Below are 23,402 nucleotides of genomic sequence, written 5' to 3'. Positions count from 1 at the left end.
ATGAATATGCTGATGTCGGCAGACAGGTCGCCGCCGGCGGTTGCGCCGAACTGAGCAACCTGCGCTCGGTGCGCCGTACGCTGCGGCGCGTTATTTGCTTCGATATCTAATAATCTAGATCAAGGAACGCATCTGGTCATCGGGGTAATCACGAACGAAGAAAGGTGACAGGGAGGGGTATATCGCGCCAGCGCGCGATGGGGACGGCCTGACGTGTCCAGATGGCCGTCTGTACGTGTGAAAACTGTCCAGAACACGACTTCGCAGCACGCCACCTCAGACACTGTCCGCGGCGTGGGCTGCATCGCTCGCCATTCATGGGGTCACCTTCGCGAGCCCCTTGCAACGGCTCGCCGCCCGGCGCGGCCTAAAGGCCCAACGCATCCGCCAGCGCCCGCATCCGTGCGCCGACCTGCGCATCCATGGTCATGGGGCGGCCCCATTCGCGGCGTGTTTCCCCTGGCCATTTGTGCGTGGCGTCCAGGCCCATCTTGCTGCCCAGGCCAGGCTCCGGCGAGGCGAAGTCAAGGTAGTCGATGGGCGTGTGCTCCACCATCAGCGTATCGCGCGCCGGGTCCATGCGTGTGCTCATCGCCCAGACCACGTCGGGCCAGTGCCGCACATCAACGTCCGCGTCCACCACCACGACGAACTTGGTGTACAGGAACTGGCGCAGGTGGCCCCATACCCCCATCATCACGCGGCGCGCGTGGCCGGGGTAGGCCTTGCGGATGCTGACGACGGCCATGCGGTAGCTGCACGCTTCGGGCGGCAGGTAGAAGTCGGCGATTTCAGGAAAGGCGCGCTGCATGAGCGGCACGAACATCTCGTTGAGCGCCAGCCCGAGCATCGCGGGCTCATCGGGCGGCCGACCGGTGTAGGTGCTGTGGTAGATCGCACCGGCGCGCTGGGTGATGCGCTCGACGGTGAGCACGGGGAATGCGGCGCGCTCGTTGTAGTAGCCGGTATGGTCGCCGTACGGGCCTTCCATCGCATGCTGCCAGCCGCTCGGATGACCGGGGTCGGGGCGAATGTGGCCTTCCAGCACGATCTCCGCTCGCGCGGGCACGTCGAGCGGCACACCGATCGCGGGCGCCACCTCGGTGCGCGCGCCGCGCAGCAAGCCGGCAAACTGGTATTCGGACAGGCTGTCGGGAACGGGCGTCACGGCGGCGAGCAAGGTCGCCGGATCGGCGCCGATGGCGACCGCCACGGGGTAGGGCGTGCCCGGAAACGCGGTAGCGTGTTCGGCGAAGTCGAGCGCGCCGCCGCGGTGCGGCAGCCAACGCAGGATGAGTTCATTGCGCGACAGCACCTGCTGCCGGTAGATGCCCAGGTTCTGCCGTGGCTTGCGCGGCCCGCGCGTGATGGTCAGGCCCCAGGTGATGAGCGGCGCTGCGTCACCCGGCCAGCAGTGCTGCACGGGCAGTGCGCCCAGGTCGACCTCGGCGCCTTCGCGCACCATGGCCTGACAGGGCGGCTTGCGCACCGTGATCGGCGCCATGTGGCGCAGCTTCTGCAACAGACCGCGACGCGCCCACAGATCGCGCATGCCCTGCGGGGGTGCGGGTTCTCGCAACTCGGCCAGCAGCTCGCCGGTGGCGCGCAGCTCGCTCATGGCCTGCAGGCCCAGGGCACTGACCACGCGCCCGGGTGTGCCAAACAGGTTGGTGAGCACGGGCATGCCGTGCCCCACCGGATGTTCAAACAACAGCGCGGGGCCGCCCTTGTGGAGAACGTGGGCGGAGAGCGCCGTCATTTCCAGGTGCGGCGAAACGGGGTGGGCGATGCGGCGCAGCTCGCCGTTGGCCTCCAGCCGGGCGATGAAATCGCGCAGATCGCAGTCGGGTGAGTTCAAGATGGAAATGCCCTGAAAGGCAATAGATTCAAGCGCAGCCAGCTACTCATTCGGTAGCGTTGTTGGCTTCAGGCAGACCGCTCCAGCGCGGCACCGGCGCATGCGGCACCTCCAGCAGGTCGAGCGTGCGCGCCACGGTGTGACTGACCACCTCGTCCAGGCTGCTCGGGCGTTGGTAGAACGCGGGCACGGGCGGGCAGACGATCGCGCCCATCTCGGTCACCGTGACCATGTTGCGCAGGTGCACCAGATGCAGCGGCGATTCGCGCACCATCAGCACCAGGCGGCGGCGCTCTTTCAGCATCACGTCCGCGGCGCGCGTGAGCAGGTTGTCGCCCAGGCCATGGGCCACGGCGCTGAGCGTGCGCATGGAGCAGGGCGCGACCACCATGGCCTGCGCGCCGAACGAGCCGCTGGCGATCGAGGCACCGACGTCGTCGTGGGCATGCAGCGTATGGGCCAGTGCGGCCACCTCGCCCTGACCCATGTCGAGTTCGTGGCGCAGCGTGAGCCAGCCCGCGCGCGACACGACGGCGTGGGTGCTGACGCCCGGTACGGCGCGCAGCGCCTGCAGCAAGCGCACGCCATACACCGCGCCGCTGGCGCCCGAGATGCCGACGATGAGGCGGCGCCGGGCCTCAGCCATGCGCGGGCGCCGTGTCGCGGGAAGCGATCACAGGCCGTTCTTTCAGATCCGCTTCGACCGCGGTCAGCACGCGTGCGGCTTCCTGCGCATCGAAGTCCTCGTGGTTGCGCTTTTTCACGCCCATCTCGTGCATCAGGTAGTGCCGGTCTGGCGCGATGCCATGGCGCGCGAGGCAACTGCGGGCGCACTCCAGCGGGCAGCCGTCCAGCACGACCACCGGTCGCCCCGATTGCGCGGTCTTCAGCAGGTGCGGAACGTCGCCGCCCACGCCCGCAATGCAGGACATCTCGGCCACGCCGCGCCGGTCGAGCTGCAGGGCAACGTGGTTCGCCAGCTGCGCCGCGCTGGAGCAGCCCGAGCAGGCGTAGACCAGCGGCTGTTCGGCGTCGCGCGCGGGGGTCATGCCCGGCCTCGCGCGGCTTGGGTGCGGCGCGCCAGCACCGCACGCGGGCTCCAGTGGCGCGGGTCGAGCACGGGCAGCTCGATGGCGTCCATGGCGTTCTTCACGACCAGACCGAGTTCGGTATCGCCCTCCATCACCAGGCGCCGGCTGAAGAACAGCGTGTCGGCATCCACCTTGCGCTGCGCCAGCCGCAGAAAGTCGTGCGCGCTGGCGCTCACGATCAGGTCTGGCTCGGCCTGCGGCGGGCGCGGCTCGAAGTGCGATCCCATCCACACGAAGTCGAACGCCACGCGTGCGTCGCGCACGCGGATCGACAGGCGCCTGTGCGCCAGCCGCTGGCGCACGTCGCCAGGCAGGTGGCGGATGAGCACCGCATTGAGCGCCGTCACGAGCAGCAAGGAGCCGGGCAGCGCCGGCAGGCGCGCAAGCAGGGCGGCGACCGGTGCGGGCACGGCGAACTCTGCGCCGCGGGCGTGGGAAGGAGCAGCGGAATCGGGCGACATGGCAATCCGTTGGAACAACAAGCAATGCAAGAAGGGCAGCGCTCAGGCGGGCGAGGCTTGCGGCCACTGCGCCATGCCCGGCTGGCCGTGCCAGTAACCGTTGCAGGGCGCGTCCGGCATGGGCGGCGCGGCCATGGGCAGGTCACGGCGCGCAGCGTCGAACGCGGCGATCACCTGCGCCATGCCTTGCGACTGCGGGCTGAGCCGCAGCACGTCGACGCCTAGCGCGCGCAGCTCGGGCACCTCGGCCAGCAGGTGGTGCACGCGCGCCGACTGGGTCTGCGTGCCGTTGAGCACCAGAAACGGCGCGCCCTCGCGCGTGTGCAGGCGCAGGCCGTCCGGGTCGTCCAGGCAGCGAAAGCCGCAGTCGTCCTTGGGGCGGTTGGCGTGGCGCGCACTGAAGCAGCGCGCCGAGAACGCCAGCGGCAGGCGCCCATGCGCGAACACCTCGGTCTGCAAGCCTGCGGGCCGCGTGGCCTGCAGGGCGCGCAGGTCGTCGCGCTGCATTTCCAGCGGCATGACCCAGCGCGCGGCGCCCAGCGACGCCATCCACGCCAGCGACGCCGCGTTGAACAGGTTGAGCTGCGGCCCGGCGACAAAAGCGCACTGACCCGCGAGGTGCTGCACCGCGCCCATGTCGTTGGCCTCGACCATGAACTCGCGCTGCCCCACGATGCGGTTCATCTGCGCGACTTCGGCGGTGGATTCCAGCAGGACCTGCGTGGACAGAATGGGTTGCTTGCCTGCATCCCTGAGCATGTGCGCCAGCGCGAGCCAGTCGGCCTGGCGCAGCTCGTGTCGGCGCGAGCAGACGGTTTCGCCCAGATAGACCACGTCCACCGCCGTGGTGGCCATGGCGTCGTAGAACGCGAACACGGTGTCGCGCGGCCAGTAGTACAGCAGGGGACCGAGGGCGAGTTGCATGGCGCGGATCTCTGTTCGATGGGCGGCGGGTTCGGGCGCGGCACTCATTTCCACGGCCGGTGGTAGGCGCCCAGCGTGTGCTGCTGGCCTTCGGCGACCTCGTTCAGCGCCGCCATCCAGTGCGTGCGCGGCGAATAGCGGTGCGGCTGCGCCATGCAGTGGTCGATGGCCTCGCGCCACACGCGCGTGACCTGCGCCACGTAGGCCGGGCTGCGCTGGCGGCCTTCGATCTTGATGGCGCGCACGCCGATCTTCACCAACTCGGGCAGCAGCTCCAGCGTGTTCAGGCTGGTGGGCTCTTCCAGCGCGTAGTAGTCGTGCTCGTCGGCCACGTCGAAGCGCCCCTTGCACAGCGTCGGGTAGCCCGCGTGCTCGCCGTCGGCGTAGCGGTCGATCAGCACGCCGTTCAGGCGCGACTCCAGCCCCTTGGGCGTCTGCTGCCAGCGCACCGCCTTGGCGGGCGAGCACACGCCGTGCGTGTTGGGCGATTCGCCGGTGACGTACGACGACAGCGCGCAGCGCCCCTCGACCATCACGCACAGGCTGCCGAAGCCGAACACCTCGATCTCGACCGAGGTGCGCTCGATCACCTGCCGCACCTGCGTGAGCGACAGCACGCGCGGCAGCACCGCACGCTGGATGCCGAACTGCGCCTGGTAGAAGTTGATGGCGTCGTGGTGCGTAGCCGAGCCCTGCACCGACAGATGCAGCCGCAGCCCAGGATGGCGGCTCTGCGCGTACTGCATCAGGCCCGGATCGGCCAGGATCACCGCGTCCACGCCCCAGGCGGCGGCCTGGTCCAACGCGGCGAACCAGGCTTCGGGCGCGCGCGCCTGCGGGTAGGTGTTCAAGGCCAGCAAGATCTGGCGGCCGCGCCGGTGGGCGTAGTCGATGCCGGTGCGGATGGCTGTTTCGTCAAAGTTCAGACCGGCGAAGTTGCGCGCGTTGGTCGCGTCGCGCAGGCCGAGGTAGACGCAGTCGGCGCCTTCGTCCACGGCCGCTTTCAGCGCCGGCAGACTGCCGGCGGGGCAGACCAGATCGGGCGCGCGCTGCGGCAGCGGCTCGGCGTCCGGCGCATCGGCGATCGCGCGCGGTTGGGCCGCGGCGCTCAGGGCTCGGGCAAGGTCTTCCACCATGGGGCGCACTCCTTCGGTCGGCGCACGCTGCGGTGGCAGCGCACGCACCGGCGGCACCTTACGGCGGCGACAGGCGCGTCTGAATGACCTGGGTCAAGCGGTGGGCAGGCGCGGCCGCTGCGCAGCGCGGGTGCTGCGCCAGCGCAAACGCGGCGGCTTGATCCCGTCAGGCAGCGCCGGCTTCACCGCTGGCGCCCATCACCTCCAGCGCCAGGCACAGGTCCTGCCAGGCCTTGGCCTTTTCGGGCAGGGCGCGCAGCAGGTAGGCGGGGTGGTAGGTGACGATGACGGGCACACCCTGGTAGTGGTGCACGCGCCCGCGCAGGCGGCCGATCGGCTCGGTCGTCTGCAGCAGCGACTGCACGGCGAAGCGGCCCATGGCCAGAATGACGTGCGGCTGCACCAGCGCGACCTGGCGGCGCAAGTAGGGCTCGCACTGCGCGATTTCGTCGGGCTGCGGGTTGCGGTTGCCGGGTGGACGGCACTTGAGGACGTTGGCGATGTAAACGTCGTTCTTCAAGTGTTTTTGGGCTGTAGCCCTAGAGCTACCTGCGCGGTCAGCTTCTGATTCGATAGCGCCGTCTTCCGATGTGCGGGTCAGGCCCAGCGCGGCCAGCATCTGGTCCAGCAACTGGCCGGCCTGACCGACGAAGGGCTCACCGCGCCGGTCTTCCTGCTCACCCGGCGCTTCGCCCACCACCATCCAGCGTGCGCGCGTGGCACCGACGCCGAACACGGTTTGCGTGCGCGTGCCGCACAGCGCGCAGGCGTGGCAGGCGGCGACGGTGGCCTGCAGCGTGGGCCAGTCCAGCTGGTCGACGCCAGGCGGCGGCGGGACCAGGGCGATGGGCGTTTCGCGGGCCGCGTTCTGCGCTGGCGCTGGCGCCGGCGCGCGGTGGGGGCGCGGGCGCTCGGCGACGATGGGTGCGGGTGCCGCAACGTCCGCGGTCTGCGTTACGGGGACGTGGGTTGGCGGTGGCGCCGATGCTGCCCCAGGCCCCCCAGCGCGGGCGCTGGGCGCTGCCGTCGAACTCGCCGGTTCAGCATCTTTTGTGCTGCCAGCGCTGCGCTGATCAGCACGAGCAGCTTCCGATTCGATAGCGTTCGCGCTCGCAGGCACCCCCGGGCGTGCCCACAGTTTGACGCCCATTTCGGCCAGCATCGCGCGCTGGCGCGCATCCAGTTGCAAGCTCATTTGACAGCCCTCCGCCCTGCGGACTGCGGGCAAATCGCTGGGGAGCGGCCCGGCGCGTGCACGGAAGCCCTCCGTCCTGCGGACTGCGGGCAGATCGCTTGGGGGCGGCCCGGCGCGATCATGGCGCCGCCACCCGCAGGCTCATGACCACGGCGTCTTCGCGCTCGCCGTGCGCGGCCGGGTAGTAGCGCTTGCGCTGACCGACGCGCACAAAGCCGCGCCGCAGGTAGACCTGCTGGGCGCGCGTGTTGCTGAGGCGCACTTCCAGCCACACCCATTCGGCCTGGTGGCCGCGCGCCCACAGCGCCAGCGCGTCCAGCATGACCAGCGCCCAGCCCTGGCGCTGGAATTCGGGCGACACGGTGATGTTGAGCAGGTGCACCTCCTGATAGCCCGGCATGGCGACGAAGTAGCCGATCAGCGTGTCGCCCGCCCACAGGCACTGCGCCTGGTGGCCGGCCGACAGCGTGTCCAGAAAGTTGCCGCGCGACCAGGGGTGGCTGTAGGCGCGCTGCTCGATGGCGACGACCGCGTCCAGCTGCGCGGCCGCCATCGGCTCGAAGCGCGCTTCCAGCGCGGCGAGGCTGGGCAATACGGCGGTGGCGGGCAGGGCACTCATGGCAGATCGGTGGGCGGCAGCGGCGAGCGGGGCGGATGGGGCGCGGCGCGTTCAGCGCACGCCGCCGTTGGCCAGCCGTTCGGCCGTGGTCTGTGCCACTTTATCGCGGATGTACAGCGGCAGGGCCTGCGCGGCGTCCACCGCGCCGCCGGCAGCCAGCAGCGGCGGCGCCAGGTCCAGCAGCGCGCTGGCGGTCGGCCGCGCGTCCAGCCGCGGCCAGTCGGCCAGCGCGGCGGGCAGGCGGTCGCCGTAGGCGGCAAAAGCGTTGCCGGCCAGCACCCAGCCGCTGGCGGCCGTGGCGCCGGCGGGCGGCTGCAGGGCTTCAGGCGGGGCGACGCGCATGTCGCCCAGGGTTTGCCAGGCGCCGGTGGCGTTGTCCGCCTGGTACGCGGCGCTGTACAGCTCGTTCATGCGCGCGTCCAGCAGCGCCAGCACCTGCGTGGCGCCGTGGCGCGTGCGCGCGTCCTGCGCCACGGCCAGCAGCGTGTCGACGGGCAACACCGGCACGCCCGCGCCGTAGGCAAAGCCCTGCGCCACCGCGCAGGCGGTGCGCAGGCCCGTGAAAGAACCCGGGCCGCGCCCGAAGACGATGGCGCCCAGGCTTTTGAGCGACAGGTCGGCCTGCGCCAGCAACGCGCGCACCATCGGGATCAGCGTGGCCGACGACTGCGCGCCGCCTTCGCCGTCCTGCGTGAAGCGCTGGTCGCCGTGCTGCACGGCGACGCTCAGGCGGTCGGTGCTGGTGTCGAAGGCCAGCAGGCGAAGCGGGGTGGTGGGCTTTGAGGTCAAATCAGCCTCCAGCCCTGGAGGGGTCTGCGCAGGCAGCTGCCAAATTTGTAGCGCCAGACGGCGCCGGGCGCGCCGCGCGCACGCCAAACAGGATGCCCGCCGTGACCAGTGCCAACCCGGCCAGCAGGTTCCAGCCCAGCGGCTCACCCAGCAGCAGCACCGCGCCCAGCGCCGACAGGCCGGGCACCAGCGCGGTGATCATGGTCGAGCGCACCGGCCCGAAGGCGCGCACCATCTGCACGAAGGTAATGCCCGAAATCACCACCGAGCCGATGCCCTGGAACAGCGCCTGGAAGGCGATTTCGCCCCACGGCGCGCTCCCCAGCCGCGTGGGCAGCACGCCGGTCTGCGTCAGCAGCAGGAACAGCGGCAAATAGGTGACGAAGGCGAACGCGGTGATGGCGATGGTGGCCTGCACCGGGTCCAGGTGGAACTTGCGCGCCAGCACGCTGTAGACCGACCAGCAGAAGGCCGCGCTCATGAAGATCACGTCGCCCTTCCACACGTCGCCGCCGCCCAGCGCCGCCAGCAGGCTGCCGCCACCCACCAGCAAATCGCCCGCGACGATGCACAGCAGGCCCAGCGCGCGCGCCGGCGTGATGTGGTCGCGCAGCAGCACGGCGGCCAGGAGCGCCGTCCACAGCGGCAGGCTGCCGGGCATCAGCACCGACGCGTGCGCCGCCGGCGCGTAGAAAAACCCGGCGTAGCAAAGGATGGCGTACACCAGCCCGCCGAAGACGCCGCACAGCGCCGTCACGCGCAGCGGCAGCGGTGACAGCCCGCCCAGCGAGGTGCCCGCGTCGCCCCGGCGCGCGCGCGTCAGCCACAGGCCCCAGGGCAGCAGCACCACGCTGGCGCCCAGGATGCGCAGCAGGCCGATGTCGAAGGGCAGCAGGGTGTGGCCCGCGGAGGCGCGGCCGATGACGATGAAGCCGGTCCAGATGCAGACCGTGATCACGGCGGCGGCGATGCCGCGCGTGCGCGAAGAGGGGGGCATGGCGGGGATTATCGGGCCGGCGCCCGACCCAGCGCTGACGTAGGGCTTGCCCCCGGCGCGGGCCGCGCGGACACCGCGCGCGATTAGACTGCGGGCGCATGAAGTCACCGAATGTTTCCCTCGCGCGCGGCCGTGCAGCGCGCGCGGCGGTCTGGCTGCTGGCGGGCGCACTGCCGGCAGCCCTGGCGCAGCACGCCGCCGCGCAGGGCGTCCTGCCGCCCGAGGTGGTGCAGGCCCTGACCCGCGCCAACGTGCCCGAAAGTGCCGTCGCCATGGTTGTCGCGCCGCTGCCGCCGCCGCCCGGCGCGGTCGGTCACGCAGCGGCCGGCGCCGCTCCGGCTGGCGAGCGCAGCGCCAGCGCCGCGCCCCCTGCGCTGCCGATGCCGCGCCTGGCCTGGCAGCCCGACGTGCCGATGAACCCCGCGTCGGTCATGAAGCTGGTCACCACCTACGCCGGGCTGGACTTGCTGGGCCCCACCTATTTCTGGAAGACGCGCGTCTACACCCAGGGCTACATCAGCAACGGCGTGCTGAACGGCAACTTGCTGATCCAGGGCAGCGGCGACCCGAAATTGGTGGTCGAGCGCCTGCAGGAGCTGATCGCCGCCATCCGCGACAAGGGCGTGCGCGAGATCCGCGGCGACATCCTGCTGGACAACAGCGTGTTCCGCCTGCCGCCGCACGACGCGGCCGCTTTTGACGACGACCCACTGCGCCCCTACAACGTCGGGCCGGACGGGTTGCTGGTCAACTTCAAGGCGCTGATCCTCAAGTTCTACCCCGACGTCGCCACGCGCCGCGTGCGCGTCGAAACCGAGCCGCCCATGGCCGGCGTGGCCATCCCGGCCGAGGTGCCGGCCGCCAACGGCGCCTGTGGCAACTGGAAGTCGCGCCTGGCGGCCGACTTCACCCAGCCCACCCAGGTCACGTTCAGTGGGCGCTTCCCGCTCAGCTGCGGCGAACAAACCTGGGGCGTCGCTTACGTCGACCCGGCCAGCTACGCCCCGCGCGTGTTCGAGGCCATGTGGCGCGGCGCCGGCGGTGGCCTGTCCGGCCAGGTCAAATGGGCCGACCGCGCCGTGACCGGCCAGCCGCTGATCACCGGCTTTTCACTGCCGCTGACCGAGATCATTGCCGACATCAACAAGTTCTCGAACAACGTGATGGCGCAGCAGCTGTTCCTGACCCTGTCGGCCGCGGGCGACCGCCACGGCAGCTTCGCCGAGTCGCGCAACACCCTGGCGCGCTGGTGGCGCCAGCGCTTTGGCGTGCGCGCCACGCCGGTGGTGGAAAACGGTTCCGGCCTGTCGCGCAGCGAGCGCGTGACGGCCGCGTCGCTGACCGCGCTGCTGCAACAGGCCGCGGGCAGCCCGAACGCGGCGGTGTACGAGCAGTCGCTGTCGATCGCCGGCATCGACGGCACCGCCCGCCGCCTGCGCGCGCGCAACCCGAATTCCGACGCCATCGGCAACGCCACCCTGAAGACCGGAACCCTGCGTGACGTGACGGCGATCGCGGGCTACGCGTACGGCCGCTCGGGCGCGAAGTACGCGGTGGTCGGGCTGATCAACCACCCCAACGCGCCGGCAGCGCGGCCGGCGTTGGACCGGTTGGTGGAGTGGGCGGTGCGGGATGCGCCTTAAGAGGTTTTTGTGCCTTTTGAGGCGTTGGCCCTAGGGTGGTCTGCGCGGACAGCTATTGAATTTGTAGTGGTTTGTTCGTTGCGCGCTCGTTGGGCGTTGTCGCTTGACCGAAGTTGGGAGGCCGGGACATGCGCCCGGCGGCGCACCTTCTTTTCTTGACTCGCCAAGAAAAGAAGGCAAAAGAAGGCGACCCCACTGGCCGTGTCCCCTGCGCTTCGCTGCGGGGCAACCTGCGATGCTCGATCGAGCGGTGGCGCTGCAGAACTCGCTTCGCGCCATTGGCGCTTCGCTCAGACAACTGCAGCGAGTCAGAGCACGCAGCGCGGGCATCCTTCGGTGCCCGCGCCCACCGCCCGCTCTGCGCTTCTCGGCACGTCCAGAGGGGTGGCAAGCCCATCCGGGCCATCGCTGCGCTCGGCCCTGGATTCGCGGCCGAGCGCAGCGATGGCCCGAGTGGCTGTTCATCACCCCTTGAGGCTGCGCCTGCGGCGTGGTTCTGGCGGGGTGGCGGCTGCACCGCAGGATGCAGCCGCTTCGTGAACTGATTGGCCGCGGTTGTCTGAACGGAGCGCTCGCAGAGCGCGCAGTGAGTTCTGCGGCCCACCCCGTCAGAAGCGCGACGCAGGTTTGCCCCGCTGCGCAGCAGCGCGGTCGCAGACGTGGGGTCGCCTTTCTTTTGGGGACTTTTCTTTGGCGAAGCAAAGAAAAGTGCCTCGGCCGCCGGGCCGAGACCCGGCCTCCCAACGTCGTTCACACACCAACGTCCAACAAGCGCGCAACGAACGAGCGACTACAAATTCAATAGCTGCCCGCGCATATCCCCGTAGGGCCAGTTCGGCTTTCGATCCCTAAAAACCAGCCGCCAGCCTTACTTCAGCAGACGGCCGCACTGCTCCTCCAGCTTCTGGGCCTGCCCCGGCTTGGCGGCCTCGGCGCGCTGCTCCTCGTGGTACTGCTTGCGCTTGACCGCGAACTCAGCGGTCTGGGTGTAGGCAATGATGTGCGGTGACGCGGTTGGGAGGGTGAGCGGTGGTCAGCGTGTGAAGGGCGCGGTCACCGCGCCGTGCGAAGGGTCACTTGCCCTGGCCAATCCCTCCGCGGCAGGCGTTTTCCATCTCCTTGCGGCCGGTGGGCGTCGACATCTGCTCGGCGATCTTCGGGTCGAAGCTGGCCACTTCCTGCTGGAACGCCGGCGTCTGCGTCTGCGCCTTCAGCTCCGGGTTGGCCATCTGGGCGTTCCACTCGGCCTGGATGCCCGGCGAGCTTTGCGGGAAGTGCTTCAGGCAGGCGTTCAGCGTCGCCTGACGCACGGGCAGCATCATCACAGCGAAGGTGCGATCGAACTCGGCGCTCCTTGCAGCGGGAGAGGGCGTCTGGGCCGACGCGCTGTTGGCGGCGGCCAGGGCGAGCATCAATGTGACGGCGGAGGTGGTGCGGTACAGCATGGGCAGCGAGCCTTTCGTCTAGAAGCGGTGCTGGGTGTGGGATGAGCGGTGACGGGCCAAAAGGCTTGTGTCGCCCGGGTCGCCCGCCGCCACGGCGGTGAGGGTCAGTCCGCGCAGCGCTCCGGGCGCCCGCGGTGGTGCTCAAAATACCATGGAAATATGGCGCTAGCCCTACAACCACCAGCGCAGGCAGCTATCAAAAATGTAACATCAGGTAGCAGCGGAGATGGGGCTCAGATGCGCTCGGCAATGGCCGCGCCCATCTCCGCTGTGCTGGCCTGCCCGCCCAGGTCGCGCGTGCGCGGGCCCTGCGCCAGCACCTGTTCGATGGCGGCCAGCATGGCGTCGTGCGCGGCCTGTTCGCCCAAAAACTGCAGCATCAGCGCGGCCGACCACACCATGGCGACCGGGTTGGCGATGCCCTGGCCGTAGATGTCGGGCGCGGAGCCGTGCACCGGCTCGAACAGGCTGGGGAAGGCGCGCTCGGGGTTCAGGTTGGCGGACGGCGCCAGGCCGATGGTGCCGGTGCAGGCGGGGCCCAGGTCGGACAGGATGTCGCCAAACAGGTTGCTGGCCACCACCACGTCAAAGCGCTGCGGCTGCAGCACGAAGCGCGCGCACAGGATGTCGATGTGGTGCTTCTCCACCGCGATCTGCGGGTAGTTGGCGTGCATGGCGTCGGCGCGGCCGTCCCACCAGGGCATGCTGATGGCGATGCCGTTGCTCTTGGTGGCCACGTCCAGCTTCTGGCGCGGGCGCGCGGCGGCCTGCTCGAAGGCGAACTTCAGCACGCGGTCGGTGCCGTGGCGGCTCATCACCGTTTCCTGCAGCACGATTTCGCGCTCGGTGCCAGCGTACATCACGCCGCCCAGGTTGGTGTATTCGCCCTCGGTGTTCTCGCGCACCACCAGAAAGTCGATGTCACCCGGCTTGCGCCCGGCCAGCGGGCAGGGCACGCCGTCGAACAGGCGCACCGGGCGCAGGTTGATGTACTGGTCGAACTCGCGCCGGAACTTCAGCAGGCTGCCCCACAGCGACACATGGTCCGGCACGGTGGCCGGCCAGCCCACGGCGCCGAACAGGATCGCGTCCATGCCCGACAGCTGGTTCTTCCAGTCGGGCGGCATCATCTCGCCCGTCTTGGCGTAGTGGTCGCAGCTCGCCCAATCGATCGGCACCAGCTCAAGTGGCACGCCGAACTTGCGCTGCACCGCATCCAGCGCACGCAGCGCCTCGGGCATGACTTCCTTGCCGATGCCATCGCCCGGGATGACGGCGATGCGGTGGGGGCGGGGGGCGGGGGCGGGCATGGGCGAAATCTCCTGATCGAACAGGCCGAGCTTAACGGCTGGCGCTCATCGCACCCGGCACGCCATTTCGCGCGGCCACGGGTATGCACGCGTTGCCTATGCACAAGGGCGAACGCTAGACTGCCGACACTTGGTCACAAGCCCCTCCCCTCACTTCGCCGGAGACTTTTTCATGGATTTGCATACCCTGCCCCGCACAACCGTGCGCCGCTGGCAACCCCTTGCGCTCGTCGTGGCGGCCTCGCTCGCCCTGGCCGCCTGCGGCGGCAGTGACGACAACGACACCAACCCCTTGGGCATCACCGCTGTGAAGGTGTTTGGCGACTCGCTGAGTGACAGCGGCACCTTTGCAGGCCTGCCGGGCATGAGCCGCACCTTCACTGTGCAGGCCACGCGCAACGAGCCCACGGTGCTGTGGGTGGAACACGTCACCGCGGCCTATGGCCTGGGCGCGCAATGCCCGGTCTACAAGTTCAACGGCACCAGCTTCGGTGCCAACCCCAAGGCCGGCTGCACCAACTACGCCATCGGCGGCGGACGCATCAACAACCCGCTGGACAGCGGTGGTGCGCTGGCACCGCTGTCGATCAAGAAGCAGTTGCAGGACGGTGCAGCGCGCGGCTGGGCCAAGGGCGACCTGCTGCTGATCGATGGTGGCGGCAACGACGCGGCCGATGTGGTCGGCGCCTACCTGGGCGCGGCGGCCGACAAGGGCGTCAAGTACCTGGCGCTGCTGCGCACCCAGGTTTCCGAACAGGCGCTGGCCCAGGTGCTGGCGCAGCCCAACGGCATGGAAACCGCGGGCGGCATGTACATGCAGGCGCTGGCCGACGGTTTTGCCGCCGAGATCCGCAGCAGCGCGCTGGACAAGGGCGCGCAGCATGTGGTTGTGGCCAACATGCCCACCATCACCTACACGCCGCGCTTCCAGGGCGTGCTCGACATGATCGCGCAGGCCGCGGGCGGCGGAGGCCCCGGCGCCGCAGCGCGGGCCCAAGCCGAAGGCCTGTTCAAGGGCTGGGTCGACGCCTTCAACCAGCGCCTGTCGGCCAACCTGGCCGGCGACGCCCGCGTGAAAGTCATTGACGTGGCCGGTCGCTTCACCGACTTCATGGTCCGACCTTCGGCCTATGGCCTGACCAACGTGACGCTCCCGGTGTGTGGCGCCGACGGCGTGACGGTGCTGCCCAAGCGCGAATTCGTCGACTGCACGGCCGATGCGTTGTCCGGCACGACGCCGCCGCCCGGCGCGCCGGCGGGCCGCAGCTGGTGGGAACGCTTCATGTTTGCCGACAGCTTCCACCCCACGCCCTATGGGCACGCGCTGATGGCCGACCAGGTGATCGAGGCGCTGGACGGCGCCGACTGGCTGTAAACCGGCCAGACGCATGAAAAAGCCGGCGCATGCGCCGGCTTTTTTGTTCGGAAGGGTCGGTTGGCGGTCGCAGACAACCCCTCGCCTGGCAGGGCTTACCAGCGGTTCTTGAACTTGTCGTACACGTTCTCGCTGTAGTCGCGGCTGACGAAGTTGCGCTGAACCTTGGGCGAGAAGTTCAGCAGGTCCGCGTACATGTAGCGGTTGTAGTCCGCGTTCGGCACGATGGTGCTCGGCGTGCAGGTGCTGGCGTCCGGGGTGGTGCAGGCCGGGTCCTTCTCGTTGTCGATGGAGTAACCGTCCGGCTTGTTGTTGATCAGGTTGAAGAACAGCGCCGCGTCGAAGTACAGCACGGTGGCGCCCATGTCGGCGATGTTGATCAGCAACTGGTCGTTGAAGGCGTACGACAGGCGCTCGATCGCGTCTTTCTCGCCGCGGCGCAGCGCCCAGGGCGTGAGGCCCATGTTCTGCACGCCGGTCACGACCACGTGCGTGGCGCCGGCATTCACCACGCGGCGCACCTGGGCGGCCATGGCCTTGCCGGCGGCCTGCACGGCTTGGGTGGTGGCGTCGGAGATGCCGTTGGCTTCGACCGCGGCCACGATGTCGTGCATGCCGCCGTTGAGCATCATCACGTCACCGTCCTGCATGGGGGTGCGCGCCAGCAGGGTGTCGATCTGCTGGCTGACGCTCGGGGTGTTGGTGCCGCTGGAGGTGTCGGGCGCTTCCACGCGCGCGTACCCCTGCGCATAGCCCCAGCCACCGGCCGATGCGGGGGCTACGGTCTGGTTGTAGTGGGCCGCCAGTTCTTGCACCCAGTTGTTGGTGCCATCGTTCACGGTGAACTTGCTGCCCGTCTGGCCCACGTCGGCAAAGCTGTCGCCCACCGTGATAAAGCGCGTGGGCTTGAGGTCCGAGACGACCGAGCCATCGCCGCAGGCGGCCAGCAGGGTGGCGGCACCGGCGGTGGCCAGCGCCAGCGTGGCGCGTCGAGTCCAGGAAGCTTTCATGTCAGACATCTCCAATTGCTGGGCACGTAGTTTAACGAGGGCGCCAGACCGCGGTTGGGCGCGGGTTTCAGGCCGACGCGGCGGCGCGCGCCAAGCGGTCGCGCACGCCGTCCCAAGCCGCGTCGCCCGGTGGGGTTTCGACCCAGATCAGCTTGACCTGAGCATCGTCAAAGCCGCGCAGCACGGCAAACAGCTGCTGCGCGGCGGTGTCGGCGTCGTCCGGCATGCGGCGCAGGATGAGCTGGCTGGAGGCGGACTTCAGCGGTGCGCGCGCCCACACGGCGATGTTTTTCGCGTCGGCGCCCAGCAGTTCCAGGCCGGTGCGCAGCTCGCGCGCGTTCATCAGGCGCAGCTTGGCGCGCGGCGCATAGTGGGCCAGAAGCGTGCCAGGCGCTTGTGGGTCGGGCTCTGACAGCTCTTCTTTAGATAGCAAGCGGGCGCGCGCCACCTGCTCGATGCGGGTGCGGTCGATCTGCCCAGGGCGCAGCAGCACCGGCGCGCCGCGGGTGCAGTCGATGATGGTCGATTCGATGCCGACCTGGCAGGCACCGCCGTCCAGCACCAGCAAATCGTCACCGAATTCCTGCGCCACGTGCGCGGCGGTGGTCGGGCTGATGCGGCCAAAGCGGTTGGCGCTGGGCGCGGCCAGGCCAGCAATGCCGCGCGCGGCGCCCGCCGCCAGCAGCGCGTGCGCCACCGGGTGCGCCGGGCAGCGCAGGCCGATGGTGGCGTGCCCGCCCGCGGCGCCGTTGGCCACACCGGGTCGGCGCGGCAGGATCAGGGTCAGCGGGCCGGGCCAGAAGGCGTCGATCAGCCTTTGAGCGAACGCCGGCACGTCGGCGGCAAAGGCGGCCACGCCCTGCGCGTCGGCCACGTGCACGATCAGCGGGTGGTCGGCCGGGCGGCCCTTCGCGGCGTAGATGCCGTGCACGGCGGTGTCGTTACCGGCGTCGGCGGCCAGGCCATAGACGGTTTCGGTGGGCAGGCCGACCAACTGGCCAGCGGTCAGCGCGTCGACCGCGGCGGCGATGCTGGCGGGGGCGTCGCCCGGCAGGATCAAAACGCCTCCAGCCCGAGCAGCGCGCAGGCCTGCTGCGCGGTGGCGCGCACGCTGGCCGCGTCGGCGGCGGTGAACGTGAGGTGGCCCATCTTGCGGCCGCGCCGCGCCTCGGCCTTGCCGTACAGGTGCAGGTGCGCGCCGGGCAGGGCCAGCAGCGCCGGCCAGGGCGGCGTGCGCGGCACGTCTTCGCCATCGACCACGTCAAACCACAAGTCGCCCAGCAGGTTCAGCATGACGGCCGCGCTGTGCTGGCGCGGCGCCGTGAGCGGCAGGCCGGCCAGGGTGCGCACCTGCAGCTCGAACTGCGACACGTCGCACGCGTCCACCGTGTAGTGGCCGCTGTTGTGCGGGCGCGGCGCCATTTCGTTGACGACCAGGCGGCCGTCCTGCAGCACGAAGTATTCGACGCACAGCACGCCCACATAACCCAGCTCGGTTGCTATCTGTTCGGTAGCTGCCCGCGCTTGTTGGGCTAGGGCAGGCGGCACATTGTCTTCAAAAACCTCGGTCACGGCCAGAATGCCGTCGCGGTGCAGGTTGCGCTGCACCGGCAGGCTGACGACCTGGCCGTCACGACCGCGCGCGACGATCACCGAGCATTCGGCGGCCAGCGGCAGCAGTTGTTCCAGCACGCAGGCCACACGGCCCATCTGCTGCCAGGCGGCGGCCAGTTCGTCGCGCGTGGCGACACGGGCTTGGCCCTTGCCGTCGTAGCCCAGGCGCGCGGTCTTCAGCACGCCGGGCAGCAGCGCGTCGGGCACGTCGGCCAGGTCGGCCTCGGATTCGATCACCGCGTAGGGCGCAGGCGCCACGCCGCCCGCCGCCGCGCAGCGGGTGAAGTGCGCTTTTTCGCGGATGCGGTCCTGGGCGATGGCCACGCAATCGGCCATCGGCGAGACCGGCCGGTCGGCGGCCAGCGCGGCCAGCGATTCGGCGGGCACGTTCTCAAACTCGGTGGTGACGGCGCCGGCCAGCGTGGCCAGGTCGCGCAGGGCCTGCGCGTCGCGGTAGTCGGCGTGGATGAAATGCTGGCTGACGTGGCCGGCGGGGCTGCCGGCGTCCGGGTCGAGCACCACGGTTTCATAGCCCAGCGCCTGCGCCGCGTGCACGAACATGCGCCCCAGTTGGCCCCCGCCCAGAACGCCCAGGGTGGCCATGCTGCCATCGCTCAAGGGGCCGGGCAGCAGGGGCAAGGTGGTTTGGGTGGGAGTCTGGGACACGGTGGTTTTTTTAAGTCAAATCGGGCTCTGGCGCTACGGGAGTCTGCGCGAGCAGCTATAAAAAACGGAGTAATTCAGGTGCCAATCAAGCCGCCGGCGGCAGCGCCATCGCGCGCGCGGCGGCGGTCTGGTCGGCGCGGAAGGCTTCCAGCTTCTGGCGCAGCGCGGGGTCGCCGCTGGCCAGCATCGCCACGGCAAACAGCGCCGCGTTGGCCGCGCCGGCCGCGCCGATGGCAAAGGTGGCCACCGGCACACCCTTGGGCATCTGCACGATGGAGTGCAGCGAGTCCACGCCCTGCAGGTGGCGGCTGGCCACCGGCACGCCCAGCACTGGCACCACGGTCTTGGCCGCCAGCATGCCCGGCAGGTGCGCCGCGCCGCCCGCGCCCGCGATGATGGCGCGCAGGCCGCGCCCCTGCGCGCTTTCTGCGTACGCAAACATGTCGTCCGGCATGCGGTGCGCCGACACCACCTGCGCGGCGTGCGGAACGCCGAACTGGGTGAGGATCTGCACGGCATGCTGCATCGTGTCCCAGTCGCTGCTGGAACCCATCACCACGCCGATCAAGGGAGAAGTCATCGCTTTGCGTCCGTGCAGCGCCGCAGGCGGCGGCGCCACTTTAATTAGGTATTCTCGGGATGTTCAACCCCAGCGTCCCCAGCGAATGCCTTGGGCGGACACGCGCCGGCCAACGGCGTTGTCCCCAGAGGAAGGCGCGCAGCGCCACAGGGGGCTGGAACCTTTAGATTTTGCCCTCAGATACGCCCGATGATTGACGTCACCCTAGAAAACTTCGAAACCGAGGTCATGCTGGCCTCCACCCAGGTGCCGGTGCTGGTCGACATCTGGGCCGAGTGGTGCGGCCCGTGCAAGCAGCTTGGCCCGGTGCTGGAGCAGCTGGAGGTCGAGTACGCCGGGCGCTTCGTGCTGGCCAAGCTCGACGCCGACAAGGTCAAGGAATTGGCCGGCCAGCTGTCGCAGATGTTCGGGGTGCGCAGCATCCCGTTCTGCGTGCTGTTCAAGGGCGGTCAGCCGGTCGACGGCTTCGTCGGCGCGCTGCCGGCCGCGCAGGTGCGCGAATTCCTCAACAAGCACGTACCGAGCGAAGGCGCGCTGACGGCCGAGGCCGAGGTCGATGAGGCCGAGGCCCTGCTGCAGTCCGGCGACACCGACGCGGCGCTCGCCAAGCTGGCCGACGCCGTCGCGCAAGACCCGGGCAACGACGACGCCCGCGCCGACTACGTGCGCCTGCTGATTTCGACCGGCGCGTACGAAGAGGCCGCCGCCGTGCTGGAAGAGCCGCTCAGGCGCGAACCGCGTCCGCTGCGCTTTGACGCACTGCGCCGCTGGCTCGACGCGCGCGAGTTCGTCGAAAAGGACGACCGCGGCAATTGGACGGTGGAGCAGTTCGACGCCAAGATTGCCGAAAACAAGCGCGACTTCGACACCCGCTTCGCCAAGGCCCAGGCGCTGATGGCCGAAGGCCAATGGACGGCCAGCATGGACGAGCTGCTGGAAATCATCATGCGCGACCGAAAGTGGAACGACGAGGCCGCGCGCAAGGCCTATGTGGCCATTCTGGAACTGTTGACTCCGCCGCCCGCCAAGGCCGGCGCGGGCGCCGACGGCAAGACCGCCGGCGGGATCGAGCTCACCGGCAAAGCCGCCAAGCAGGAAGACCCGCAGGCCGAGCTGTTGTCGAGCTACCGGCGCAAGCTGAGCATGGCGCTGAACTGATTCGGCGTCCGCGCCTGCGCAAAGCCCCGCAGAAGCGGGGCTTTTTCATGAGGGCCGCGGTGCGCGATGCGGTGCACGGCGATCAAGCGAATCCACCACGCCAACGGGTTCCGGTCCGCCTGACCATTCACCGGCCAGCGGTGCCGTCTTCCCAATCCAGCGCCAGCAAGCGCTTGAGTTCGTCGACCGCTTCGCTGCCAATGCGCTCAGCGAGCTCTCGCTCGATGCCTCCGAAATCGCTGAGCGCCAGCGCCTCCATGTCGCGGCCGGTTGCGGTGTACTGCACGCGCACGACGCGGCCATTGGCAGGGTCGGGCAGAAACTCCACCAGCCCGTGGCGAGCGGCGTCGGACGCGCACTTGTGCACGGCTTGGCGGCTGATGCCCAGGCGCCGGGCCAGTTCGGACAGGCCGATCGGGCGGTGCGACATATGTCCGAACATGCGGGCCATCGCCGGGGTGATGTGTTCGTAGCCGTTGATGCGCGCGCGTTCGACCACGCGTGTCTCGAACCAGGCGGAGCGCTGGAACAGCAGGTTGCGGAGAAGAGCGGGTGGATGAGGCATCAGGGCGAATCGAGCGAGTGAACGGTGCAAGCCACAGCCAACGTGGCGCCTTTCAGGGTAAATCCCCGGCCGCAGAACGTCAATTGGTGTTGACAAGAAGTCGACCCGCGACAGAATGCGGTGTGTCAAGTGAGGTTGACGTTAACCTGCGCTCGCGCGTCGGCGCCTGGTTCTTCAGCCAACCCCGCCGTCTGGAATTGCGACGCGCTCAGCGCCCGCCGACGAACGACCAATTTCAAGGAGCCTGCTGCCCATGTCTGCCGCCCCCAGTTTGATGATGTTCCGCCCGATGCTGATCTCCAGCATCCTGAAGCACGGCATGACGCATTTCGGCGACCAGGAAATCGTCTCGCGCGAAACCCATGGTCCGCTGTTCTGTTACACCTTCGCCGAGATGGGTGCGCGCGCCGCGCAGCTGGCGCACGCGCTGCAGCGCCTGGGCGTGACTCCGGGCGGCATGGTCGGCTCGATCGCCTGGAACAACCACCGCCACGTCGAGGCCTACTACGCCGTCTCGGGCAGTGGCATGGTGATCCATACCTGCAACCCCCGCCTACACCCAGACCAACTGGCCTACGTGATCAACCATGCTGAGGACGAGGTGGTGCTGTTCGACAGCACCTTCGCGCCGCTGGTCAAGGCCATCGCGCCGCATTGCCCGAAGGTGAAGGCCTGGGTGTGCCTGAGCGACGCCGAGCACACGCCGGTGATCGAGGGCGGCCCTGAAGTCCTGTGCTACGACGCACTGATCGCCCCGGAGTCGACAGCGTTCGACTGGCCCGATCTGGATGAGACCTCGGGCGCGGCGCTCTGCTACACCTCGGGCACCACTGGCAACCCCAAGGGCGTGCTGTATTCGCACCGTGGCATCTTCCTGAACGCCACCACTTCCTGTATGGGCGGCGTACTCAACCTGTCGGCGCAGGAGGCGGTGCTGCCCGTGGTGCCGATGTTCCACATCAACGCCTGGTGCATCCCCTACTCGGCGCTCGTTGGTGGCGCCAAGCTGGTGCTGCCCGGGCCCAAGCTGGACGGCGCCAGCCTGTACGAGCTGATGGAGGCCGAACAGGTCACGCTGGCCGCTGGCGTGCCGACTATCTGGATGGGTTTGCTGCAGCATGTCGACCAGCAAGGCGCACGCTTCAATTACCTCAAGCGCACGCTGGTGGGCGGCTCGGCCATGCCCAAGGCACTGATCGGCAAATTCGTCGACACCTATGGCGTGGAAGTGCGCCACGGGTGGGGCATGACGGAAACCACCTCGGTGGCCACGCTCAGCGTCTTGAGCCGACGCGACCTGGCGCGTCCAGCCGACGAGCGCCAAGCCATCGTCGCCCGTCAAGGCAAACCGGTATCGGGCATCGAGATCAAGGTGGTCGATGAAAACGGGCAGACGCTGCCACGCGACGACATCGCGCAGGGCGAGCTGATGGTGCGCGGCCACTGGATCATGGAGCGCTACTTCAAATCCGACAAAACCGCGCTCATCAATGGCTGGTTCCCCACGGGTGACATCGCCACCATCAGCGCCGACGGCGTGCTGACCATTCGCGACCGCACCAAGGACGTGATCAAGAGCGGCGGCGAATGGATCAGCTCGATCGATCTGGAAAACGCCGCCGCTGGCCACCCCGCCGTTGCCATGGCGGCGGTGATTGGCGTCAAGCATCCGAAGTGGGACGAACGCCCGCTGCTGTTCATCGTGCGCAAACCGGGCCAGAGCGTGGAAAAGCAGGACATCCTGGACTTCTTGGTCGAGCGGGTCGCCAAGTGGTGGGTGCCCGACGACGTGATGTTCCTCGACAGCCTGCCGGTGGGCGGCACCGGCAAGGTGCAGAAAAATGAGCTGCGCAAGCAGTTTGCCGGCGGCGCCGACTGACCTGAACGCCGGTTGACGGCCTTCGGGTCACCTCTTTCGACAACCCTAGGAGACTTTCTCATGGACCGCATCCCCCGACGCGGGTGGCTGGGTGCTGCCGCGCTGTGCGCGCTCGCCCTGACGCCCTGGACCGCCGTGCAGGCACAAACCGCTGCCGTGGACAACGCCAAGATCGTGGTCGGCTTTCCGGCGGGCAGCACGCCCGACGTGCTGGCGCGCCGCGTGGCCGAGCGTTTGGCGCCGCTGTACGCCAAGTCGGTCATTGTCGAAAACCGCACCGGCGCGGGCGGTCAGCTCGCGGTGGCGGCGCTCAAGGGCGCCGCGGCCGACGGCAAGACCATCTTGCTGACGCCCATGTCGATGCTGGGCATCTACCCGCACACCTACAAGAACCTGCCGTACAACATCAGCACCGACATCGTGCCGGTGTCGATGGGCGTGACGTTTGATGCCGCACTGGCCGTGGGTGCCGGCGTTCCGGCCGAGGTCAAGACCGTGCCGCAGTTCCTGGCCTGGGCCAAGGCCAACCCTGGCAAGGCCAACGTCGGCTCGCCAGCCACGGGGTCGACGTTGCACTTCCTGAGTGCGGAGCTCAGCCGCGCGTCTGGCGTGCCGCTGACGCACGTCGGCTACCGCGGCACCACCGCCGCCATGCCCGAGTTGATCGCCGGGCAACTGCCGGCCATGATCAGCCCGGTGGGCGAGTTCCTGCGCTACCTGCCCGAAGGAAAAGTGCGCATCCTGGGCACCTCCGGCCTGACGCGCAACGAATTCACGCCCACCGTGCCCACGTTTGCCGAACAGGGCTACAAGGACGTGTTGCTGACCGAGTGGTACGGCTTTTACCTGCCCGCCAAGGCACCGCCCGCCACGGTCAAGGCGCTGAACACGGCGCTGCGCCAGGTGCTGGTGCAGCCAGAGCTGAAAGAGACGTTGACCATGTTCGGCATGGTGGCCGCGCCCAGCAGCCCCGACGAGCTGAACGCCGCGCTGCAGCAGGCCAGCACGCGCTGGGCGCCGATCATCCAGCGCATCGGCTTCTCGGCCGACAACTGAGCTGCCGCGTCAGGCTCGGCGCCTGGCTGTC

General features: G+C 69.1%; 22 protein-coding genes. 5 read left to right on the top strand and 17 right to left on the bottom strand.

From position 1 onward, the window contains the following. Nucleotides 1-367: 367 nt before the first annotated feature. From FVQ98_RS03740 to FVQ98_RS03695, 10 genes are all read right to left on the bottom strand, one after another. Nucleotides 368-1,858, bottom strand: a complete 1,491-nt coding sequence (locus FVQ98_RS03740) for a UbiD family decarboxylase (protein ID WP_255507614.1) — start codon at nucleotides 1,856-1,858, stop codon at nucleotides 368-370. A gap of 46 nt (nucleotides 1,859-1,904) precedes the next feature. Next, nucleotides 1,905-2,504, bottom strand: a complete 600-nt coding sequence (locus FVQ98_RS03735) for a UbiX family flavin prenyltransferase (RefSeq protein WP_147912079.1) — start codon at nucleotides 2,502-2,504, stop codon at nucleotides 1,905-1,907. Continuing rightward, nucleotides 2,497-2,907 carry a putative zinc-binding protein gene (locus FVQ98_RS03730; RefSeq protein ID WP_147912078.1) on the bottom strand — a complete coding sequence of 137 codons (411 nt, stop codon included), beginning with the start codon at nucleotides 2,905-2,907 and terminating at the stop codon, nucleotides 2,497-2,499. Before FVQ98_RS03730 ends, FVQ98_RS03735 begins: the two co-directional genes overlap by 8 nt. Next, the gene (gene ubiT / locus FVQ98_RS03725) at nucleotides 2,904-3,410 is read right to left on the bottom strand and encodes a ubiquinone anaerobic biosynthesis accessory factor UbiT (protein ID WP_147912077.1); all 507 of its coding nucleotides are present in this window, start codon (nucleotides 3,408-3,410) and stop codon (nucleotides 2,904-2,906) included. The genes FVQ98_RS03730 and ubiT overlap by 4 nt, the downstream gene beginning before the upstream one ends. A 42-nt stretch (nucleotides 3,411-3,452) precedes the next feature. Further along, nucleotides 3,453-4,334, bottom strand: coding sequence for a ubiquinone anaerobic biosynthesis protein UbiV (gene ubiV, locus FVQ98_RS03720; RefSeq protein WP_147912076.1), 882 nt, complete (start codon nucleotides 4,332-4,334; stop codon nucleotides 3,453-3,455). Between the two features lie 44 nt (nucleotides 4,335-4,378). Then, a complete protein-coding gene (ubiU, locus tag FVQ98_RS03715; protein ID WP_147912075.1) occupies nucleotides 4,379-5,470 on the bottom strand; it encodes a ubiquinone anaerobic biosynthesis protein UbiU in 1,092 nt (363 codons plus the stop codon). Nucleotides 5,471-5,636: 166 nt separating this feature from the next. Then, nucleotides 5,637-6,665 (bottom strand): uracil-DNA glycosylase, encoded by a 1,029-nt coding sequence (locus FVQ98_RS03710; RefSeq protein ID WP_187265613.1) that lies wholly within the window; start codon nucleotides 6,663-6,665, stop codon nucleotides 5,637-5,639. Nucleotides 6,666-6,783: 118 nt separating this feature from the next. After that, nucleotides 6,784-7,284 (bottom strand): ribosomal protein S18-alanine N-acetyltransferase, encoded by a 501-nt coding sequence (gene rimI / locus FVQ98_RS03705; protein ID WP_147912074.1) that lies wholly within the window; start codon nucleotides 7,282-7,284, stop codon nucleotides 6,784-6,786. Between the two features lie 51 nt (nucleotides 7,285-7,335). Further along, nucleotides 7,336-8,073, bottom strand: coding sequence for a tRNA (adenosine(37)-N6)-threonylcarbamoyltransferase complex dimerization subunit type 1 TsaB (gene tsaB, locus FVQ98_RS03700; RefSeq protein WP_147912073.1), 738 nt, complete (start codon nucleotides 8,071-8,073; stop codon nucleotides 7,336-7,338). A 1-nt stretch (nucleotide 8,074) separates the two neighbouring features. Continuing rightward, nucleotides 8,075-9,070 (bottom strand): DMT family transporter, encoded by a 996-nt coding sequence (locus FVQ98_RS03695; protein ID WP_187265612.1) that lies wholly within the window; start codon nucleotides 9,068-9,070, stop codon nucleotides 8,075-8,077. Between the two features lie 98 nt (nucleotides 9,071-9,168). On the opposite strand from FVQ98_RS03695, the gene dacB reads away from it, so the two are divergent. Next, the gene (gene dacB / locus FVQ98_RS03690) at nucleotides 9,169-10,713 is read left to right on the top strand and encodes a D-alanyl-D-alanine carboxypeptidase/D-alanyl-D-alanine endopeptidase (protein WP_147912072.1); all 1,545 of its coding nucleotides are present in this window, start codon (nucleotides 9,169-9,171) and stop codon (nucleotides 10,711-10,713) included. Nucleotides 10,714-11,786: 1,073 nt separating this feature from the next. Here dacB and FVQ98_RS03685 read toward each other — a convergent pair. Together FVQ98_RS03685 and FVQ98_RS03680 are read right to left on the bottom strand one after the other, a co-directional pair. Then, nucleotides 11,787-12,158 (bottom strand): hypothetical protein, encoded by a 372-nt coding sequence (locus FVQ98_RS03685; protein WP_147912071.1) that lies wholly within the window; start codon nucleotides 12,156-12,158, stop codon nucleotides 11,787-11,789. Between the two features lie 233 nt (nucleotides 12,159-12,391). Next, a complete protein-coding gene (locus tag FVQ98_RS03680) occupies nucleotides 12,392-13,468 on the bottom strand; it encodes a tartrate dehydrogenase (protein WP_147912070.1) in 1,077 nt (358 codons plus the stop codon). Between the two features lie 172 nt (nucleotides 13,469-13,640). Between FVQ98_RS03680 and FVQ98_RS03675 the strand changes: the two genes are divergently transcribed. Continuing rightward, nucleotides 13,641-14,843: an SGNH/GDSL hydrolase family protein gene (locus tag FVQ98_RS03675; RefSeq protein WP_147912069.1), complete on the top strand. Its 1,203-nt coding sequence runs from the start codon at nucleotides 13,641-13,643 to the stop codon at nucleotides 14,841-14,843. 95 nt (nucleotides 14,844-14,938) lie between these two features. On the opposite strand, the gene FVQ98_RS03670 is transcribed toward FVQ98_RS03675, so the two are convergent. The 4 genes from FVQ98_RS03670 to purE all read right to left on the bottom strand — a co-directional run bounded on the left by FVQ98_RS03670 (nucleotide 14,939) and on the right by purE (nucleotide 18,713). Continuing rightward, nucleotides 14,939-15,853 carry an SGNH/GDSL hydrolase family protein gene (locus tag FVQ98_RS03670; RefSeq protein WP_147912068.1) on the bottom strand — a complete coding sequence of 305 codons (915 nt, stop codon included), beginning with the start codon at nucleotides 15,851-15,853 and terminating at the stop codon, nucleotides 14,939-14,941. A gap of 67 nt (nucleotides 15,854-15,920) precedes the next feature. Beyond that, nucleotides 15,921-16,913, bottom strand: coding sequence for an L-threonylcarbamoyladenylate synthase (locus FVQ98_RS03665; protein ID WP_147912067.1), 993 nt, complete (start codon nucleotides 16,911-16,913; stop codon nucleotides 15,921-15,923). Beyond that, nucleotides 16,910-18,133 (bottom strand): 5-(carboxyamino)imidazole ribonucleotide synthase, encoded by a 1,224-nt coding sequence (locus tag FVQ98_RS03660; RefSeq protein WP_370512911.1) that lies wholly within the window; start codon nucleotides 18,131-18,133, stop codon nucleotides 16,910-16,912. Before FVQ98_RS03660 ends, FVQ98_RS03665 begins: the two co-directional genes overlap by 4 nt. An 85-nt stretch (nucleotides 18,134-18,218) precedes the next feature. Continuing rightward, nucleotides 18,219-18,713: a 5-(carboxyamino)imidazole ribonucleotide mutase gene (gene purE / locus FVQ98_RS03655; RefSeq protein WP_147912066.1), complete on the bottom strand. Its 495-nt coding sequence runs from the start codon at nucleotides 18,711-18,713 to the stop codon at nucleotides 18,219-18,221. Between the two features lie 189 nt (nucleotides 18,714-18,902). Between purE and FVQ98_RS03650 the strand changes: the two genes are divergently transcribed. Continuing rightward, a complete protein-coding gene (locus tag FVQ98_RS03650; RefSeq protein ID WP_147912065.1) occupies nucleotides 18,903-19,871 on the top strand; it encodes a tetratricopeptide repeat protein in 969 nt (322 codons plus the stop codon). A gap of 127 nt (nucleotides 19,872-19,998) precedes the next feature. Here FVQ98_RS03650 and FVQ98_RS03645 read toward each other — a convergent pair whose 3' ends face one another. Then, nucleotides 19,999-20,436 (bottom strand): MarR family winged helix-turn-helix transcriptional regulator, encoded by a 438-nt coding sequence (locus FVQ98_RS03645; protein ID WP_147912064.1) that lies wholly within the window; start codon nucleotides 20,434-20,436, stop codon nucleotides 19,999-20,001. A gap of 253 nt (nucleotides 20,437-20,689) precedes the next feature. On the opposite strand from FVQ98_RS03645, the gene FVQ98_RS03640 reads away from it, so the two are divergent. Both FVQ98_RS03640 and FVQ98_RS03635 read left to right on the top strand, forming a co-directional pair. After that, entirely contained in the window at nucleotides 20,690-22,315 is a 1,626-nt protein-coding gene (locus FVQ98_RS03640; RefSeq protein ID WP_255507613.1) for a long-chain-fatty-acid--CoA ligase, read from the top strand. A gap of 60 nt (nucleotides 22,316-22,375) precedes the next feature. Next, the gene (locus FVQ98_RS03635; RefSeq protein ID WP_147912063.1) at nucleotides 22,376-23,371 is read left to right on the top strand and encodes a Bug family tripartite tricarboxylate transporter substrate binding protein; all 996 of its coding nucleotides are present in this window, start codon (nucleotides 22,376-22,378) and stop codon (nucleotides 23,369-23,371) included. Nucleotides 23,372-23,402: the final 31 nt, after the last annotated feature.

The sequence above is a fragment of the Ottowia flava genome (assembly GCF_008017535.1).
GTDB lineage: Bacteria > Pseudomonadota > Gammaproteobacteria > Burkholderiales > Burkholderiaceae_C > Ottowia > Ottowia flava.
The sequence above is the reverse complement of the archived record's forward strand: the minus strand, read 5'-3'. Positions and strand labels throughout refer to the sequence as shown.

Bases quoted from the DNA above. Each gene is read 5' to 3' on its own strand.
- FVQ98_RS03650 (WP_147912065.1), top strand. From the start codon at position 18,903: ATGATTGACGTCACCCTAGAAAACTTCGAAACCGAGGTCATGCTGGCC.
- purE (WP_147912066.1), bottom strand. From the start codon at position 18,713: ATGACTTCTCCCTTGATCGGCGTGGTGATGGGTTCCAGCAGCGACTGG.
- ubiT (WP_147912077.1), bottom strand. From the start codon at position 3,410: ATGTCGCCCGATTCCGCTGCTCCTTCCCACGCCCGCGGCGCAGAGTTC.
- FVQ98_RS03685 (WP_147912071.1), bottom strand. From the start codon at position 12,158: ATGCTGTACCGCACCACCTCCGCCGTCACATTGATGCTCGCCCTGGCC.
- FVQ98_RS03735 (WP_147912079.1), bottom strand. From the start codon at position 2,504: ATGGCTGAGGCCCGGCGCCGCCTCATCGTCGGCATCTCGGGCGCCAGC.
- FVQ98_RS03695 (WP_187265612.1), bottom strand. From the start codon at position 9,070: ATGCCCCCCTCTTCGCGCACGCGCGGCATCGCCGCCGCCGTGATCACG.
- FVQ98_RS03710 (WP_187265613.1), bottom strand. From the start codon at position 6,665: ATGAGCTTGCAACTGGATGCGCGCCAGCGCGCGATGCTGGCCGAAATG.
- rimI (WP_147912074.1), bottom strand. From the start codon at position 7,284: ATGAGTGCCCTGCCCGCCACCGCCGTATTGCCCAGCCTCGCCGCGCTG.
- FVQ98_RS03670 (WP_147912068.1), bottom strand. From the start codon at position 15,853: ATGAAAGCTTCCTGGACTCGACGCGCCACGCTGGCGCTGGCCACCGCC.
- FVQ98_RS03730 (WP_147912078.1), bottom strand. From the start codon at position 2,907: ATGACCCCCGCGCGCGACGCCGAACAGCCGCTGGTCTACGCCTGCTCG.
- FVQ98_RS03645 (WP_147912064.1), bottom strand. From the start codon at position 20,436: ATGCCTCATCCACCCGCTCTTCTCCGCAACCTGCTGTTCCAGCGCTCC.
- FVQ98_RS03680 (WP_147912070.1), bottom strand. From the start codon at position 13,468: ATGCCCGCCCCCGCCCCCCGCCCCCACCGCATCGCCGTCATCCCGGGC.
- ubiU (WP_147912075.1), bottom strand. From the start codon at position 5,470: ATGGTGGAAGACCTTGCCCGAGCCCTGAGCGCCGCGGCCCAACCGCGC.
- FVQ98_RS03640 (WP_255507613.1), top strand. From the start codon at position 20,690: ATGTCTGCCGCCCCCAGTTTGATGATGTTCCGCCCGATGCTGATCTCC.
- dacB (WP_147912072.1), top strand. From the start codon at position 9,169: ATGAAGTCACCGAATGTTTCCCTCGCGCGCGGCCGTGCAGCGCGCGCG.
- FVQ98_RS03635 (WP_147912063.1), top strand. From the start codon at position 22,376: ATGGACCGCATCCCCCGACGCGGGTGGCTGGGTGCTGCCGCGCTGTGC.
- FVQ98_RS03675 (WP_147912069.1), top strand. From the start codon at position 13,641: ATGGATTTGCATACCCTGCCCCGCACAACCGTGCGCCGCTGGCAACCC.
- ubiV (WP_147912076.1), bottom strand. From the start codon at position 4,334: ATGCAACTCGCCCTCGGTCCCCTGCTGTACTACTGGCCGCGCGACACC.